This is a genomic window from Paucilactobacillus salsurae (assembly GCF_054784995.1).
The window spans coordinates 55,740-73,706 of record NZ_BAAHWX010000002.1; the positions used below are offsets into that span (position 1 = coordinate 55,740).

Below are 17,967 nucleotides of genomic sequence, written 5' to 3' on the forward strand. Positions count from 1 at the left end.
TAACAATATTTTAACATATGATGGCTTTAAATGAGAGAATGCCACTAATTAATGCTTTTATGCGTGAAATAATAGCATTTTGGCCAATATATTGGTATAACTAAGTATGTAAAAAAGATTTTAGGAGGATATCTCATGCGCCTTGATTTTTCGGTGGCCGTACACAGTCTATTGTATCTGGATCGTAATCGAGATCGACGGATTTCCAGTCGTGAACTCGCGCAATCGTTAGATCTAAATGCGGTCATGATTAGAAATATTTTGTCATTGCTTCATAAAAACGACTATGTTGACGGTACCGTTGGCAAAAATGGCGGATATAAATTGAGTAAAACGCTGGCTGAATATAATGTTGGTGAACTGTACGATCTAACGATTCCCCCGACGATCAGTTACGCTAAATTTATCACAGGAAATTCTAAAGAAATCGACAATCCAGATCCAAAGCGAATTGCTAGTAATATTAAGGAAACGTTAACGGATCTGTTTACACTGGCGGATCAAGATTACCGTAAATTTTACCATCAATTTACAATGGAAGATTTAAAAAAAGATATTTCACAACACGGCTACTTTATCAAACTAGTTGAACAAAAAAGTGTTTAGAACTCTTCAAATAATGAAGAGTTTTTATTTTGCAAAAAAAGATAACGGTTACAATAAAATAATTTGCAATATGTCGTTGACAACTAAATTAAAAAATGATTAAATAACTAACAAGTTCTCATTGAATTTTAATTTATACATACATAGCTTTACCGGGAACTAATCACATAAGGAGGATACATACATATGCAAAATACAGAGGTTGCAGACAACCAAATGTCTGTGAAAGATTACGTTTACAACGTTTCAGCTGCGGTGTCAAACGCTATTTTAGTTATGCTGGGTGTCGGGCTATTATTCCAATCAGTTGCCAATATTGTTCACTGGAACCAACTTTACCAAATCGGGGCAATCGCACAAGTGCTTTTACCAGCTGGATTTGGTGCAGCAGTGGCTTCACAGTTAAAAGTTAATACATTAGTTATGTTTAGTGCCATGATTTCAGCAACTGTCGGCGCCAATGGTGTCTATTTCACAGCTGCCGCAGTAAATGGAACAACAGCAACAGGTTGGCAAATGCATGAAGCAGCATCAAGCATGTTATTTACAACTGGTCAACCAATTAGTGCCGTGTTAGCAGGTCTATTAGCTGTCTTAGTTGGTAAGTTTTTGACAGGTAAAACACCACTAGACATGATGCTTGTGCCACTTGCTTCAACATTTGTTGGTACTATTTTTGGACTAGGATGTGGGGCCGTTACAACGCCTGCTTTGAACGCCCTTAGTAAATGGGTTGCTGGTGCTATGACCGTTAGTCCATTGATTGGTTCAATGCTTCTATCACTTGCTTTTGCTATCTTTTTAATGACGCCTGCTTCTTCAGCGGCTCTAGCAATCGCCATTGCCTTGAATCCAATTTCTTCAGGGGCGACATTAATTGGAACTTCTGCTCAATTTATCGGTTTTCTGGTAATGTCCTTCCAAGAAAATAATTTGGGTGCCAACATTGCGCAAGGGTTTATCACACCAAAAGTTCAATTTCCGAACTTACTGAAAAATCCACAGTTATGCTTGCCAACGTTTGTGGCAGCCATGGTGAGTTCCGCTATTGGAACGATGTTCTTCCACTTCAGTGTTCCATACACAATTGGTGGATTAGGGTTAACTTCATTGATTGCGCCAATTAATTTGGCTTCAACGAATATGCATTCGTTCTGGGTATTTATGTTCTGTGGTGTTTTGTTGCCAGCCGTGATTTCTGTTGCAGGATACCGCTTCATGCGAGTTATGCACTGGGCCCACGCCGACGATTTACATCTTGAAATTGTTTAAATTATAACTATTAAATAAAAACACTTAACTTTGCTTGATGTGAAGTTAAGTGTTTTGCTTTATAATAGAAAGAAATAATTGAACGAGGTAATGAATGTGGCCACCATTAATTTTGATCATTTAAATAAAGAAGTAAAAAAAGAACCAGTTTTGACTGATATTAATCTTCAAATTCCAGCGCAATCAATAATTTCATTGATTAAACCGGCGTCTGAGTCATTACTTTTATTATATGGATTCATTTTAGGCGAAGAAAAACCAACCAGTGGACAAGTCACAGTTAATGATTTAATGACTAATAAGCATAAAAAAGAATTACAAAAACAGGTTATTTACATCATGCCGGATGCCGAGGTAGGTAAATTTAAAACCATTGGTAAATTTGTTTCAGCGACTTTAAAAAAAGGGACGGATCCAGTCTCGCAAAAACAAGCGCTCCAAATCATGGATCAATTTAACTTTACCGACAAAATGACTCTTGACCAGTTAGATGAGGCTCAGTTACAGCAACTCACAATTATTCAAGCCATTTTGATGCAAGCACAGGTGATTTTATTAGAACAGCCAACCGATAAGATGAATGAACATCAGCAAAAACAAATTTGGCAGTTATTGCAAGATTATGTCAAAAAAACGGATGCGATTGTGTTGTTAGTCTCGGATAGTGTCGCCGAAATGCAATTATTTACTGACAAAATGATTTATTTTCGTCATGGTCAAATCAGAAAAATAAAAGAGCTACCAGCACATGATAGTGTTGATAGCTTTGTGTCCATTACGGGTAATGGATTTCCTATTGAAACTGCCGAAACGCTTGGGGCCACAATATTACAAGAAACCGAAACCGAAACCAAATTGTTGTTTGCAGGAAATATTCAATCGCTATTACCGCTGCTTGAACAAAGTACGATTACTGATGTTCGGATTACTGATGCGACGATTGAAAATGAAATGACAGGCATTTAAATTTGCTGAAAAGTTTTATCAATTAGGTCATATTCCGTCTGCGTTAATTCAACGTTCATTGCTGCTAAATTACTTTTAACTTGTTGCGGTTGTTTAGCACCAGGAATGACAACTGAGACGAGTGGATTTTGCATATACCATGCTAAAACAACTTGGGCAATTGTCGCTTGATGGGCATCAGCAATTGACTTGAGTGAATCAACTTTATCAATAATAGTTTGGAATCTTTGACCATTAAAATCGGGGTTGGCCAGACGAATGTCGCCTTGTTTAAGATTGAGCGCTGCATTCTTGTTGTATTTACCAGTTAATAATCCAGATGCTAATGGGAAATAAGGGACAAACGAAATGTTGTGTTCTTTCAAATAAGGCATTAATTCTGTTTCGTTGTCGCGATGAATTAAACTGTATTGGTCTTCAACAATATCAACATAGCCATCTTGATTGGCTTCTTTGACTTGCGCCAATGAAAAATTCGAGATACCGATGGCACGAATTTTACCAGCTTGTTTTAATTTTTGTAGTGCAGCTACGGCTTCATTTTTAGGCGTGTGATCGTCTGGAAAATGAATATAAAAAATATCTAAATAGTCTGTGCCTAAACGTTTTAAGCTTTGTTCAACAGATTCGGTGAGAAATTGTGGATCATTTTCCATTGTTTCAGTACCATCATCATGAAAAACATGAGCAGCCTTTGACGCAATCACAATATCATGGCGGTTGTAGTTTTTAATCACTTGGCCAATTAATTCTTCTGAGCGGCCTTTGCCATAGGCAAAAGCAGTATCAAGCATAGTGATACCACCATCAAGCGCAGTGGCAACGACTTGTTTACCCAAATCTTCATCTAGATTGGGAAATAGGTTATGACCACCAACGGCGTTTGTTCCAAGCCCTAGCGGGGTAGAAACAACATCTGAGTGGCCGATCTTTACTAATGGTTGTGTCATAATAATATCCTCCTAAATATGGGTTCGCCATTAGTGTAGCACGATTATTTGAATAATGGGAAAAAAGGAAAATACTAATGAAAAATGTAGTTATTATTGCACAAAATGAATTTAAAACATTAGCAGAATCGATTAATGAAAAGTTAATACAAGCGAAAACTAATTCAACATTAAGTAAACAAAGTATGGATGATGTCAAATCAGCCGATGTACTTGTGTGGTTGCCAAATATCGAAACGGCTGATCAGCAGGTTTTTGATTTGGTCGATCAACTGGATCAACGGCAAACACCGCCACAAAGAATTTTAATGGTCGCCGTTGCCGGGGTGAACGAGGAAGTTGAACCAGAATTGTTACAAAAATGGTACGGCAAAGAGGCGCAACAGCTTATATTAGGGCAACAATATGCCATCAAAATGATTGATGAGCTAGAATTACCGTACACAATTGTGCGAGTAGCACCATTAACACAAAAAGAGACGCAGATTATTGTGACAAAAGAAGGACAAAAGTTTGCTGGTAAAGAGGTTCAGACTGACCTTGTGGCTGATTATTTAGCACAGATAATTGAATCAAATCGAGAAATAAATGCTTCAATTGGACTTGGTGGATTATAAATGGTTGTTTAAAAATGAAAAATTGATTAGAATAGTATCAACTTGTAAGAAAGATGGGTGAAAAAGATGGATCAACGACCTCAATTAGTCGACCCAAAACGGGTAGTTATCAAAATTGGCACGAGTAGTTTAATATACCCCAGTGGGCAACTAAACCTGAAGACGATGGATGAGTTAGCGTTTGTATTAAGCGCACTCCAGCAAAAGGGTCGTGAGGTTGTATTGGTCACGTCAGGTGCGATTGGTGTGGGGTTAAATCAACTTCACATGGTTAAACGCCCAGAAGATATTTCAGCTCAACAAGCGATTGCGGCAATTGGACAAAATGAGCTCATGTCGATTTTTAATCAACGTTTCTCAAATTATGGTCAACAAATCGGGCAAATTCTGTTGACGCACGATGTCATGGATTTTCCAGTCAGCCGCCAACATGTTTTGAATACATTTGAAACATTGATTAAATTAAAGGCGATTCCGGTGGTTAATGAAAATGATACAGTTGCCGTTGATGAAATGGATCATAAAACGACATTTGGTGATAACGATCAACTGTCTGCTTTAGTGGCAACCTCAATTCAAGCGCAACTTCTAATTGTCTTATCAGATATCGATTGTCTTTATAATGAAGACCCAAATAAAAATCCGAATGCGACACCACTGTCATTAGTCGATAAGATTGATCAACAAGTATTGGATTCTGCCAGTGGTAGCAGTACAAGATTTGGTACCGGTGGCATGGTGACAAAATTAAAAGCTGCCAAGAAAATGATGGATTCTGGAGCACAAATGGTCCTTGCCAATGGTAAAGATCCAAAAATTATTTTTGATATTCTGGCACAACGTCAGATCGGTACTTTATTCACACCACAGCTCACCACAATGGAAGGACTGAAGCAGCATGGATAGTTTAAAGCAGGATAACTTAATTCAAATGGGTCAACAAGCACAAGTTGCTGAACGACAATTAGCGCAGCTAGAGACCAGTCAAAAAAATGCCATTTTGCTTAAAATGGCAGCGGCTTTACGCGAGAAAAAAGCACAAATTGTGCAGGTCAACGAAAAAGATTTAACTGCTGCTACACAGTTACCACAGAATTTTGTGGATCGATTAACATTAGATGAAGACCGTGTTGAACAAATGGCAGTCGGTTTAGAACAGGTGGCAGCGCTGCCTGATCCAATCGGCAACGTCGATAAAATGTGGAAAAATGAAGCGGGTCTGATGATTGGTAAGCAACGTGTACCATTAGGCGTGATTGGCATTATTTACGAGGCGCGTCCAAACGTGACTGTCGATGCCTTTGCGTTAACGTTTAAGAGTGGCAATGCTGTCATTTTGCGTGGCGGTAAAGAAGCCCTACAGACAAATGCTTATTTAGTTGAGTGCATGCAGTCTGTTTTAAGAAATGAGCATCTTGATGCTAATGTTATTCAGATTTTACATGATACATCACACGAAACTGCAAACGAAATGATGGCGTTAACCGATTATATTGATGTCTTGATTCCACGGGGTAGTGGCCGACTGATTAAAGCAGTGGTGGAAAATGCAAAAGTACCAGTGATCGAAACAGGCGCGGGTAACTGTCACATCTATGTTGATGAATTTGCGCAAGAAAAAATGGCTGAAGATATCATTGTCAACGCTAAAACGCAACGACCATCGGTCTGCAATGCGGCGGAAAAAATTGTGATTCATTCAGCAGTAGCCGACCAATATCTACCTAAATTCGCACAAGCATTAGCTAAATTCAACGTGGAATTACGCGGCGATGAACGGGCACGCGCAATTGTCCCAACAATGACGTCAGCGACCGAAGATGATTGGGGTCGTGAGTATAACGACTACATTATGGCGGTCAAGGTGGTTGATAACCTAGATGAAGCCATTGAACATATTAATCGCTATAACACCAAACATTCAGAGGCCATCATCACCGATAATTATGAAAATGGGCAACAATTTCTCCAGCAAATCGACGCCGCTTGTGTTTACATCAACGCCTCAACCAGATTTACCGATGGTTTTGAGTTTGGTTTCGGTGCAGAAATCGGTATCAGCACCCAGAAGCTGCACGCTAGAGGCCCAATGGGGTTGAATGAGTTGACGTCTACGAAGTATATTATTTACGGGGATGGACAGACCAGAAAGTAGAGAGTGCGCAGAGCGACAGGTTGCTTCTGAGGATTAACGGACTTTAAGCGAAATTTCAGGGTTTGGGATTTTACTTAAAGTCTGTTAACCGGAAGAAGCAGTCGCTCGGAGCACGTTTAATCAATAAAAAAGCAAAAAACAAAAAAAGGCATTGATTCAAATCGAATCAATGCCTTTACTAATCACTGCAAATACGCAACAGCAACATTCTTATAAGTCTCCAAAACCTTCAAATAATTATCCACACTTACAGTTTCATCAACACTATGCGCATCATTCCAATTACCAGCGCCCAAAACAATCATCGGAAAATGATGATCATCTTTAATATACTCAGAAGCATCCGTGGCACCATGAATGACATCAAGCTTTGCCGGTTGTGAAAAAGCAGCCGTCCGTGCTCGTTGAATCAATTGCACAAAGTCACTATTTGGATCGTTAACAACTGGTTCAAACCGATTGTTGACGACTAACTCCAGGTGGTTTTGTGGTTCTTGATTAAGTTTATCAATCGTGTCCTGCAGACGTTTAGTGACTTGATCAGGGTTAAATTCAGGAATGGGGCGGATATTGCCTTGTAGTTGGGCAAATTCGGGGATGCTATTGACCTGCTGGCCACCATTAATCACGGTGACACTGTGAACCAGTGGCCCCAAGACATCACTAGTGGGAATTCCGTCAAAAGCAGTTTGTTCTGCAATGATGAATTTAGTGAGATTCGTAATGGCGTTATTACCAAATTGGGGCAATGAACTGTGCGCACCTTTACCATAGGAATTAACGGTGTAATTAAATGAACCACTGTGTGCAAAAATAATGTCACCACTTGTTGGTTCTCCCACAATCATGGCATCAATATCGTGAACGGCACCTTGGCTGGTCAGGTCGCGTGCGCCCATGGCACCTAATTCTTCACCAACAGTACCAATGAACCGTAATTGGCCATTCAAGTTAGTTTTACTTTCATGTAATTCAATCATTGTGATGACCATGGCTGCCAATCCAGATTTCATGTCGGCGCTACCACGTCCATAAATCGTGCCATTTTCTTCCAACGCACTGAATGGATCGTGTTTCCAATTGTCAATATTACCAATTGCAACGGTATCGAGATGACCTGCTAAGGCAAGAACACGTTTGGCAGTTGGGTCACCAATATTTGCAATGATACTCATTCGATTTGTATCATATGGAATTAATTGCACATCTTCAATACCATGTCGGTTGAGCAGTGTCTTTAAGTAGGTCGAAACTTGTTTTTCATTACCATTGGCAGAATTAATTTTGATCAAATCTTTTAAAATATTAATTTTTTCTAGTTGCTGCATTGGAAAGCCTTCTTCAATAGAATTTATCTACTAGTGTACACTTTACTAGGTTGTATTTCTAATTAAATTCTAATAAAAAAGCCTGTAATTTGCATTACAGGCTTTTGCTTTACCAACTTGCTTTTTTGACGCCAGGAATCTGACCGGCATGTGCGTATTTTCTGAAGTTGATTCGTGACATACCAAATTGACGCAGATAACCGTGTGGACGACCATCTAGGCGATCACGATTGTGTAATCTAGTGGGTGAAGCATTTCGTGGTAACTTACTAAGAGCTTCATAGTCATGATTTTGCTTTAACGTTTGTCGAAGTTCAGCATATTTGTCCACGGTTGCTTGAATTTTTGCTGCTTTAGCGATTTTTGATTTTTTTGCCATTTTTTTCTCCTATTTTTGATTTAAAATTTGATTGAGTTCTTTGTACTGACTAGTCATCCATTGTTCATAATTTTGATGAGCAGGGAGTGTTTCTGTAACTTTAAGAACGGGGACATGTTTTTTCTTGGCTAGTGTGACCAAATTATTTACGGTTTGACTATCGACTTGCTTATTGTAAACGAAAAAAGCGACCTTATGATGACGTAGACCTTGTTGCATTTGATTGATGGTTTGCACTGACGGATCGGTTCCTTTTTCAACTGCATTTTCAAAACGCTGGTTAGCAACATGATAGCCCATCGCATTAATGGCGTAGTCGAAGATGGGTTCACTCACGTAAACATTTTTGTTTTGAGCCTTTTTTGCCTGTCGTGCTAATGAATCAAATTCGTGTTGCATTGGAGCTAACGATTGAATGTAAGCTTTAGCATTCTTAGCAAAGTATTGTTTATTTTGGGGCTGTTTTTTTCCCAATTGCTTAGCTAAATAAGTCGCGTATTTAGCCATTGTTGTCGGTTCATACCAGATATGGGGATTGTCCCCAGTTTGACGATGCAACACGTCACTACCAATTTTGATAAACTGCGCATGTTCCGTATTATTAGCTAATTTATTAATCCATGGGTCATAGCCAATGCCATTGGCTACGACGAAGTCTGCCTTACTGACTTCTTTAGCTGTTTGCGTTGTCGGTTCGTAGTCGTGTGGATCCATCGCTGGTTTGTTGATGATTGAGCGTACAGATCCTTTATTACCAACAACGGCTTTAGCCACTTCACCATAAAAATCGGTTGTCGTGACAATTGATAATTTCTGATGTCCATTGTTATTTTTAGTGGGCGCACAACCGCTTAGCACTAAAATCGGAATCAAGCACAAGACGATGATTCCAACGAGCTGGTGAGGTAATTTCCGTGGCAACATGTCAATCCTCTTTCTAAATGATAATTGTTACTGTTTAACTATACTTTTTTTCTACTTCGATGTAAATAGTAAAGCTTACGATTTATTGAAAGTTGACATTTACAGTAAAGATTGGTTTAATAAGAACAATTAAATTCTAGGAGTTCTCATCAATGAAAAAAGCCAACCAACAATTCAAGTTTAATTTCTTTAGATAGCGTCCGCACAATCAGGTGTGGGCGCGAATTGACTTGCGTCCATGTCTGAGGAAATCATCCGATAAATATGGTTGGATTCTATCGGGAAAACACAAAACCGCTAGATCTTTTGCAAGTTGAAAAGGTCTGGTGGTTTTTTAGTTGGTCAACAATGGAGGTTATCGCTATGAGAACAGTTCATACATTAGGTCCCAAATCTACAGATAGTTATGAAGCTTCCCAACATATTCCGGGAGCAGAAAAAAATCAAATCGTTTTACATGAAAATTTTGATGATATCATTGAAAACTTACATAAATTTGCTGGCGACTATTTACTGTTGCCAGCGGCTTATCAAAGTCAAAACAGTGATTTTGGGTGGCGTGAATTGGCCTACCAATACTGGGATCGGCTAACAATCGAAACTGTTTTTCATCACGAACTAAAGACCTTATGTTTAATTGCCAATCCGAATTTCACGCAAAATAAGGCTATTATTCATCCAGCGACAACCAATTTATTAAACCATTATTTGAAAGACCAACAATTATCCATTCCAATCCATTATGCTGGCAGTAAGGCCAGCGCCTTTGATCGTTTTGATGCAAATGGCTACCGGTTTAGCATTGTGAGTGATGATTCTTTAGTTGGTAGTGATCAGTATCAGATTCTTAAAACTTACCACCCAGATATGGTTTGGTGTCTCTATAAAATAGAGAAATAAGGGTTGATAAATTGAATCTTAAGATGATGTGAACTAGTTTACAAAACTAGCTAAGTTAGTTATGATATCTGTAATACTAAAAGGAGTCGATATCATGAATACGATGGAACAATTTGAACGATTCGAATCAGAGCTAGCCAAGGTTAATTTTCCCATGTGGGATGAATTACCTAAGTTTGATTTATATATGGATCAGGTTGTCGCATACGTTAATAACTTGATTGGATCATTAGGTTTAGATCCGATTACACCATCAATGATTAATAACTATGTTAAACATAAGGCGATTTTGGCACCCATTAAAAAAAAGTATCAGGTGATGCATATTGCTGATATTTTGGTGATTAGTCTGTTAAAGGCTAGTTTCCCAATTGATGTCATCCGTTCAGGAATGGATCAGGTTACGTTAAGTCAGTATCCCAAACAAGCGTATGATCATTTTGTCGAACTGTTGATGGCCAGCATTCGTCATGAGGAAAAACCGAAATTAGTTGGTAAGAACACATTAAACGAAAAACTAATGGAGATTGCCGTTGATAGCGTGATTACGAAGTTGAAAGCAGAAGCTTTACTCAAACTAATGGAACAAACAGCAAAGAGAACAGAAATTAAAAAAACAAAATAATGACTTAGAACTTAGTTGAATATATGCAGCTAAGTTTTTTATTAGCCTAATTTTGACATCTAATTTAAAAATGTCTAAAAAAATTTATTTTTTTATGTAAGCGATTACACTTAGTTAATAAACTCACAAACTTTATTTATGTGTTTTGAAATCACGGAAAACTAAATTGTGAAATGAAAACCCTTTATTTAAATGAATAATTATCGATTTGTAATTATTGAGATGCAATGACTTTACAACTCAAAAATCTTGTTTATAATGTTAATTGTGAATTGATTAACAAACTTTTTTCTAAACAGGAGGAAGAGAAAATGATAAAAGAACCACAACAAGAAACAGTGAATGTTGATGACATGATTAATACGCTGGTTGAAAATGGGCACACAGCACTTGATCAATTAGACAACTTCGACCAAGAAAAGATTGACCATATCGTTCATCAAATGGCAATGGCCGCATTAGACAAGCATATGCTACTTGCCAAACTCGCATATGAAGAAACTGGTCGGGGTGTCATGGAAGATAAAGCAGTTAAAAATATTTATGCTTCTGAGTATATTTGGCACTCCATTAAAAATGATAAAACGGTTGGCATTATCAAAGATGACAAAGAGCGCCAATTAATAACAGTGGCTGAACCCTTGGGAGTTATTGCTGGTATTACCCCAGTTACCAATCCAACCTCAACAACGATTTTTAAATCATTAATTGCGGTAAAAACACGTAATCCCATTATCTTTGCTTTTCATCCACAGGCACAAGAATCTTGCGAAGCAGCAGCACAAATTTTACTTGACGCAGCTGTCGAAGCTGGTGCACCAAAGAATATTATTCAATGGGTTACGCATCCCAGTTTAGATGCGACAACTGCTTTGATTAACCATGATGGCATTGCCAGTGTATTAGCAACGGGAGGACCAGGAATGGTCAAGGCAGCTTACTCAACTGGTAAACCAGCATTGGGTGTTGGCCCTGGTAATGGTCCTGTGTACATTGAAAAAACGGCCCACATTAAACGAGCCGTGAATGATATTTTACTATCAAAAACTTTTGATAACGGTATGATCTGTGCTTCTGAAAATAGTGCAGTTGTTGACGATGATATTTATGATGAGGTTAAAAACGAATTCAAAGCCCACAATGCTTTCTTTGTTGCTAAGAAAGACCAAAAGAAATTAGCCGATACGATGTTTGATGCAAAACGTGGTGGCGTTAAGGGTCCAATTGCGGGAATGTCAGCCGTTAAAATTGCACAACTGGCTGGAATCAAAGTGCCAGAAGACACAAAAATTTTAGTTACAGAAATCAAAGAAGTTGGACCTAAAGAACCATTATCTAGAGAAAAATTATCGCCAGTGTTGTCAATGTATCATGCGAAAACACAAAAAGAAGCTTTTGCAATCTGTGATGCACTCTTGCATTTTGGTGGCTTAGGGCACACGGCAGCCATTCAATCCGAAGATGATGATTTGATTTTAAAATATGGATTAAAGATGAAAGCTAGTCGAGTGATTGTCAATACACCTTCGGCACTCGGTGGTATTGGAAATATGTATAACGAAATGATTCCATCATTAACTTTAGGGACAGGATCATGGGGCAAAAACTCAATTTCACATAATGTTTCTTCTTTTGATCTGTTAAACGTCAAAACAATTGCTAAACGGAGAAATAATATGCAGTGGGTGAAATTACCAAAAGTTTATTTTGAAAAAACATCTGTCCGTTATTTGGAAGATATGGAAGATGTCAATAAAGTAATGTTGATTACCGGACCAAGCATGGTGAAATACGGCTATGCTGATATCGTAATTAATGAATTGAAACGTCGTGCCAATGGCGATCGGATCCAGTACGAAATCTTTTCAGATGTTGAACCTGATCCATCAACTGATACAGTGGAACGAGGTTTACGTCAAATTCGTGAGTTTCAACCGGATACTATCATTGCACTCGGTGGTGGTTCACCATTAGATGCTGCTAAGAATATGTGGTTGTTTTATGAACATCCAGAAGCCAGTTTCTTTGGTGCCAAACAAAAGTTCCTTGATATTAGAAAACGCACATACAAATTAGAGTGCGCCAACAAGGCAAAATTTGTGGCCATTCCAACAACCTCCGGAACTGGTTCTGAAGTAACACCATTTGCCGTGATTACGGATAGTAAAACACACGTTAAATATCCATTAGCAGATTATGCTCTCACACCTGATGTGGCAATCGTTGATTCACAGTTTATTGAAACTGTACCAAAACGTACCATTGCAGAATCAGGACTAGATGTGTTGACACATGCCACAGAATCATTTGTCTCAGCATTGGCTTCCGATTATACGAAACCATGGTCACTACAAGCAGCCAAATTGGTATTTGATAATTTAGAGGCTTCATACAATGGTGATCCACATGCACGTGAAGAAATGCATAATGCCTCAACCCTTGCAGGAATGGCCTTTGGCAATGCTTTCTTGGGAATTAATCATTCAATTGCGCATAAATTAGGTGGCGAATTTAATCTTCCTCACGGATTATGTATAGCAATTACTTATCCACACGTAGTGGCATATAATGCTAAGGAACCACGCAAGATCCAAGCATGGCCAAAATATGAATATTTCCGTGCCAATAAAGATTACGCTGATTTAGCGCGTTATGTAGGTGTGCAAGGTAGTACAGATGAAGAATTGATTCAAGGATTAATTCAAAAATTCATTGATTTAGCGCATGCGGTCGGGATTAAACTAAGTTTGAAGGACAATGGCGTTAAGAAAGCAGATTTTGACCGTGCACTTGATGAAATGGCTGAGTTAGCTTATGAAGATCAGTGTACAACAGCTAATCCGAAGGAACCATTAATCGCGGATTTGAAAGAGATCATGCAACAAGATTTTGACGGTGACGGAATAGAAAAATAATTTCGGGTTCAAATAAAAGACGAGAAGGCTAATTAGCTTTCTCGTCTTTTTTAGTGATTGTTTTGATGAAAAAACGATCCATAGTGGTATGAGGGCCGGGTAGTAATGGTTGTTTGAGCTGTTTGAAATTAACGTTTTGATAGAGGTGAAGTGCAGCTTTTAGTGCATGATGAGATTCCAAATATAGTTGCATATAGCCGGCATTTGTAGCGGCAAGTTCTACCTGGTTAATTAGAGCATAGCCGCCGTGACTTCCTTGTGATTTAGGCGAAATATAGAGTTTTTGTAATTCTGCGATTTGGTCATGATATTCACCAAAACCGGCCCCACCAACAACCCGATCATTTTGATCAAGTAATACAAAATAATCGCGTTTGTCAGATGCTTGATAAAATTGACTAAGATGAGTTAGCTGTGGATCAAAATATGCAGTACCGGGGTTGTTTAGTTGAAAGTGTTCAAGAGAATCTTTAATGATTGTTGCCAATATAACATCATCTTGCTGTTGAATTTTTCGAATCTTCATTTCAGATGTTCCTCCAAAAATAGGTATAAAAAAACCATCACCAGTAGTCGTTAGTGATGGTGGCGTGAAAAAAATTTCACGCGGGTACGTATTAATACGTACAGACAGACGTTTAAGGCCTGCCAGGTTTGGCACCTTGACTAATACTATACCATAGGTCACCAGTAAAGTAACAAGATTAATTTGGAATTGACAATTAAATTGAGCAAATGGGTAGACTCTTATGAAGATGATAGGTTATAATGTCTTTTACTAAAGCGTTAAGTAGCCTTACTAAATAGTTAACGCTGTTTAACATTTATAGACACTACTGTTAATGGAGGATAGTAATGAAAAGAAATAGCAAGAAAAAAGTAGAAAAATTATTTGATGATGGAACGCAACGCAAAGAACATTATAAGCTTTATAAAGCGGGAAAGCTTTGGCTGGTTGCTGGGGTTGTTTCGATTGCTTTTGGCGCATCTGAGTTAGCGCGTACGCAAGAAGTACATGCTGATACAAATACTGAAGCTACGAGTGAAATTGCGAATTCAAGTGCGCAAAACACAATTAATCAGTCTACTGTTACTATTGCAAGTAATACTGACAGCAGCGATCCTCAAAGTGAGGCGAAAGAACCAACGAAGGCCGTAACGTCATCAGCAAGTACAAGTGCAGCAGTTGTGGCAGATACGCAAGCTGAAGTTGATGAATTGAAGAACACAGCGTTAACCGCTGCACCAAAAGATGATAATGGAAATCTTACAAAACCGGTAAGTGTGGCTGCAATGTCAAGTACCAGTGCTTCAGATAGTGGAAGCGTAACGAGTGCGGACGCCAATATTACTGACTTAAATGATATTTACAAAAATGATTCAAATTGGACATTGACTGATAAGACAGCCAATATTTCAGTGACGACAAATGATAACAAATACAAAATTACACTGTATGCTTATTCACAGGGTAATGTTATGACGGGGGCGGATAGACCATTAGTATCAGTTACAGTTCAATCTTTAGAAGATCCCAAGCAAACGGCAAACACTTATGCGTTCAAGCAGGGGTCTGGTCATACAAGTAGATATTTTTATGTCGATAGTAATGGTAAAATGACTGGTTTTGGAACAACCAATGTGGATAATGTTGTCTATTACATTAATGAAAATGCCGCTGGTGGTCCCAAGCTTGCTAAAGTCATGACAAGTGGAAATGGTATCCAAATTGCTGAAGAAGTTCAGATTAAGTTAAGTGGAAGCATTTCACATAGTCTTAAATTTTTTAACAAGGGAACCACAGTTTTAAATAACGTTAAATTTGGTGTTCTGATGGATACCGCATTAAATGATGATGATAATATTTCTATTTATGCAGATGGCGCTGATGGCGCATATATTACGAATGGCAATTTGACTTTATATTCTAGCCCATCAGATGAAACAAATGTCTATGCAGGGCAATTCGGAAACGTCGGTGGTAACACGGTTCAGAATAGTTATTCAATTTCTATGGCAACACCAGTATCGGCAGCTGGAAAAGATGCACAGTCGGTGCTATTAAGTAACGTTGATACAACTATCTTGTATGAATCCAGTAATGTAGTGACAACGTTCTCAACTGGGGATGTTGCCAATTTAGACTATGCGGAACAACTATTTGTTGGAAAAGAACCCGTTATTTTGCAAAATGTTTTGGTTCAACATGAACTAGCAGATGGAACGAAAATTGCTGATGATACGACGGTTCAAGGACAACTTGGTGATACAATTACGATTAGTGCCGATAATGATGAGAACTTTGTTATTGTTGGTTATGAACTAGTAGATCCTAATAATGCAACTTACACAATTACAGGAGATGGCGCTGGTAAAAATACTGTTACTTTAGTTTATAAGCAGCAGGCTGTCGATGTGCAGGTGAAGTTTGTTGATAAAGATAATAAAGTGCTGGCAACAGATCTAGCAACTGGCGCAATTGGATCCGAGATTGTGTATGATACCAGTACGCTAATGAGCACCCTTCCGGAATTAGCAAATTATCGACTTGCGTCAAATCAAGATTCAAAAGTATCGTTTATTGTCACGAATAATGAAAGCGACAATGTAATTACAGTTCACTTGGTGTCGAAACCAGTTTTCAATGTTGATGAAAACAATAATGGCCAAACAACCATTACGGGAACCACAGAACCAGGCTCAGAAGTTAAGATCACCGACGGTGCTGGCACAGAACATACCGTAACAGCGGATGATAAAGGTGACTTCACGATTCCAAATGTGGTCGTTGATCCAGCAGGTGAAGACCTCACTGTGACGGTGACTGATCCAAATGGTAATGAAACCACTGAAACTGTGACGGTGCCAGAAGATACCACCGCTCCAGCCTTAGATGTGACCGCGGGTACTAACGACAGTGGTAAGACCACGATTACAGGAACGACAGAACCAGGCGCAACTGTTGTTGTGACGGATGGTAATGGCAAAGATTACACTGTGACTGCAGGTGATGATGGAAGCTTCAGTATTCCAGACGTCGCTGTTAATCCAGCCGGTGACACCCTAAACGTGGTGGCTACTGATTTAAATGGCAATACCACGCCAACCACCGTGACGGTTAATCCAGATACAACCAAGCCAACTGTGACGGTAGATCCCGGTACCAACAATAATGGTGAAACAACCATTACGGGAACCACGGAACCAGGTTCAGAAGTTAAGATCACCGACGGTGCTGGCACAGAACACACCGTAACAGCGGATGATAAAGGTGACTTCACGATTCCAAACGTCGTCGTTGATCCAGCAGGTGAAGACCTCACTGTAACGGTGACTGATCCAAATGGTAATGAAACCACTGAAACTGTGACGGTGCCAGAAGATACCACCGCTCCAGCCTTAGAGGTGACCGCGGGTACTAACGACAGTGGTAAGACCACGATTACAGGAACAACAGAACCAGGCGCAACCGTCGTTGTGACGGATGGTAACGGCAAAGATTACACTGCGACTGCAGGTGATGATGGAAGCTTCAGTATTCCAGACGTCGCTGTTAATCCAGCCGGTGAGAACTTGGATGTGGTGGCTACCGACATAAATGGCAATACCACACCAACCACTGTAACGGTTAACCCAGATACAACGAAACCAACAATTACAGTAACAGTTGGTAAAAATGTCGGTGCTAAGACAAGTATCACAGGAGTAACTGAACCAGGTGCAACGGTTACTTTGATAGACCATAATGGTATGAAACAAACGGTTATCGCAGATGGCTCAGGTAACTTTATACTCCCTGAGGTAGCTGTGGATCCGCATGGTGAAAAGCTAACCATTACTGTTACTGATAGAAATGGAAATGCCGTTAATAAGGTAGTTGATGTTCCGGCACAAGCTCCAGTTACTGTAGAGGTTGGACCAGCAAAACCTGGTGACACAATTCAAATCACTGATAAAACAAATCCAAATGGCTCAATAACAATTGTCGTTGATGGCAATGGTAACTTAGTTGATGAAAATGGAAATGTTTTAGGTAAACTAGATTCAAAGGGTATGGCAACTATTGCATTACCAAATGCTATACAAGGTGATACCTTTGAAGTGACTGTTATTCCAATGCAACAAGCAAACGACAGCACAGATAAATCAGCAAAATCTTCTTCAAATTCAGGTAAAAAAGAACAAATGCTTCCACAAACTGATGAAAAAGAAAATCAAGCTGCTGTTATTGGATTGACGCTGTTGACTTCGATGCTTTCCTTTATTGGATTCAAGAAGAAAAAAGCAAAATAATGTAATGAAAAACGATTTTAAATTCTAATGAATTTAA

The 17,967-nt window shown here is 38.9% G+C and carries 15 protein-coding genes; 10 read left to right on the plus strand and 5 right to left on the minus strand.

Features of this window, described 5'->3' with window-relative positions; translation table 11 throughout:
• Positions 1-135 precede the first annotated feature (135 nt).
• The 3 genes from ACYVQZ_RS02295 to ACYVQZ_RS02305 all read left to right on the plus strand — a co-directional run bounded on the left by ACYVQZ_RS02295 (position 136) and on the right by ACYVQZ_RS02305 (position 2,844).
• Complete coding sequence (locus ACYVQZ_RS02295; RefSeq protein WP_461239777.1) at positions 136-606, plus strand: RrF2 family transcriptional regulator; 471 nt, start codon at positions 136-138, stop codon at positions 604-606.
• Positions 607-792: 186 nt separating this feature from the next.
• Positions 793-1,878 (plus strand): PTS sugar transporter subunit IIC, encoded by a 1,086-nt coding sequence (locus ACYVQZ_RS02300; protein ID WP_461239778.1) that lies wholly within the window; start codon positions 793-795, stop codon positions 1,876-1,878.
• Between the two features lie 96 nt (positions 1,879-1,974).
• Positions 1,975-2,844 carry an ATP-binding cassette domain-containing protein gene (locus ACYVQZ_RS02305; protein ID WP_461239779.1) on the plus strand — a complete coding sequence of 290 codons (870 nt, stop codon included), beginning with the start codon at positions 1,975-1,977 and terminating at the stop codon, positions 2,842-2,844.
• Here ACYVQZ_RS02305 and ACYVQZ_RS02310 read toward each other — a convergent pair.
• Positions 2,841-3,794, minus strand: a complete 954-nt coding sequence (locus ACYVQZ_RS02310) for an aldo/keto reductase (protein WP_461239780.1) — start codon at positions 3,792-3,794, stop codon at positions 2,841-2,843. The two genes, ACYVQZ_RS02305 and ACYVQZ_RS02310, sit on opposite strands and share 4 nt — an antisense overlap.
• A 77-nt stretch (positions 3,795-3,871) precedes the next feature.
• On the opposite strand from ACYVQZ_RS02310, the gene ACYVQZ_RS02315 reads away from it, so the two are divergent.
• The 3 genes from ACYVQZ_RS02315 to ACYVQZ_RS02325 all read left to right on the plus strand — a co-directional run bounded on the left by ACYVQZ_RS02315 (position 3,872) and on the right by ACYVQZ_RS02325 (position 6,566).
• Positions 3,872-4,411, plus strand: coding sequence for an NAD(P)H-binding protein (locus ACYVQZ_RS02315; protein WP_461239781.1), 540 nt, complete (start codon positions 3,872-3,874; stop codon positions 4,409-4,411).
• A 66-nt stretch (positions 4,412-4,477) separates the two neighbouring features.
• A complete protein-coding gene (proB, locus tag ACYVQZ_RS02320) occupies positions 4,478-5,317 on the plus strand; it encodes a glutamate 5-kinase (RefSeq protein WP_461239782.1) in 840 nt (279 codons plus the stop codon).
• Positions 5,310-6,566: a glutamate-5-semialdehyde dehydrogenase gene (locus ACYVQZ_RS02325; RefSeq protein WP_461239783.1), complete on the plus strand. Its 1,257-nt coding sequence runs from the start codon at positions 5,310-5,312 to the stop codon at positions 6,564-6,566. Before proB ends, ACYVQZ_RS02325 begins: the two co-directional genes overlap by 8 nt.
• 182 nt (positions 6,567-6,748) lie before the next feature.
• On the opposite strand, the gene ACYVQZ_RS02330 is transcribed toward ACYVQZ_RS02325, so the two are convergent.
• The 3 genes from ACYVQZ_RS02330 to ACYVQZ_RS02340 all read right to left on the minus strand — a co-directional run bounded on the left by ACYVQZ_RS02330 (position 6,749) and on the right by ACYVQZ_RS02340 (position 9,197).
• On the minus strand, positions 6,749-7,894 hold the full coding sequence (locus ACYVQZ_RS02330) for an ArgE/DapE family deacylase (protein ID WP_461239784.1): 1,146 nt from the start codon (positions 7,892-7,894) through the stop codon (positions 6,749-6,751).
• 109 nt (positions 7,895-8,003) lie between these two features.
• A complete protein-coding gene (rpsN, locus tag ACYVQZ_RS02335) occupies positions 8,004-8,273 on the minus strand; it encodes a 30S ribosomal protein S14 (RefSeq protein ID WP_461239785.1) in 270 nt (89 codons plus the stop codon).
• A 9-nt stretch (positions 8,274-8,282) separates the two neighbouring features.
• Positions 8,283-9,197: a metal ABC transporter solute-binding protein, Zn/Mn family gene (locus ACYVQZ_RS02340; protein WP_461239786.1), complete on the minus strand. Its 915-nt coding sequence runs from the start codon at positions 9,195-9,197 to the stop codon at positions 8,283-8,285.
• A gap of 363 nt (positions 9,198-9,560) precedes the next feature.
• On the opposite strand from ACYVQZ_RS02340, the gene ACYVQZ_RS02345 reads away from it, so the two are divergent.
• From ACYVQZ_RS02345 to adhE, 3 genes are all read left to right on the plus strand, one after another.
• Positions 9,561-10,097, plus strand: a complete 537-nt coding sequence (locus tag ACYVQZ_RS02345; protein ID WP_461239787.1) for a hypothetical protein — start codon at positions 9,561-9,563, stop codon at positions 10,095-10,097.
• A gap of 94 nt (positions 10,098-10,191) precedes the next feature.
• Positions 10,192-10,722: a DUF1836 domain-containing protein gene (locus ACYVQZ_RS02350; protein WP_461239788.1), complete on the plus strand. Its 531-nt coding sequence runs from the start codon at positions 10,192-10,194 to the stop codon at positions 10,720-10,722.
• Between the two features lie 311 nt (positions 10,723-11,033).
• Positions 11,034-13,637, plus strand: a complete 2,604-nt coding sequence (adhE, locus tag ACYVQZ_RS02355) for a bifunctional acetaldehyde-CoA/alcohol dehydrogenase (protein WP_461239789.1) — start codon at positions 11,034-11,036, stop codon at positions 13,635-13,637.
• Between the two features lie 28 nt (positions 13,638-13,665).
• On the opposite strand, the gene ACYVQZ_RS02360 is transcribed toward adhE, so the two are convergent.
• Positions 13,666-14,163 carry a GNAT family N-acetyltransferase gene (locus tag ACYVQZ_RS02360; protein WP_461239790.1) on the minus strand — a complete coding sequence of 166 codons (498 nt, stop codon included), beginning with the start codon at positions 14,161-14,163 and terminating at the stop codon, positions 13,666-13,668.
• Between the two features lie 329 nt (positions 14,164-14,492).
• Between ACYVQZ_RS02360 and ACYVQZ_RS02365 the strand changes: the two genes are divergently transcribed.
• Positions 14,493-17,930 carry an Ig-like domain-containing protein gene (locus ACYVQZ_RS02365; protein ID WP_461239791.1) on the plus strand — a complete coding sequence of 1,146 codons (3,438 nt, stop codon included), beginning with the start codon at positions 14,493-14,495 and terminating at the stop codon, positions 17,928-17,930.
• Positions 17,931-17,967 lie beyond the last annotated feature (37 nt).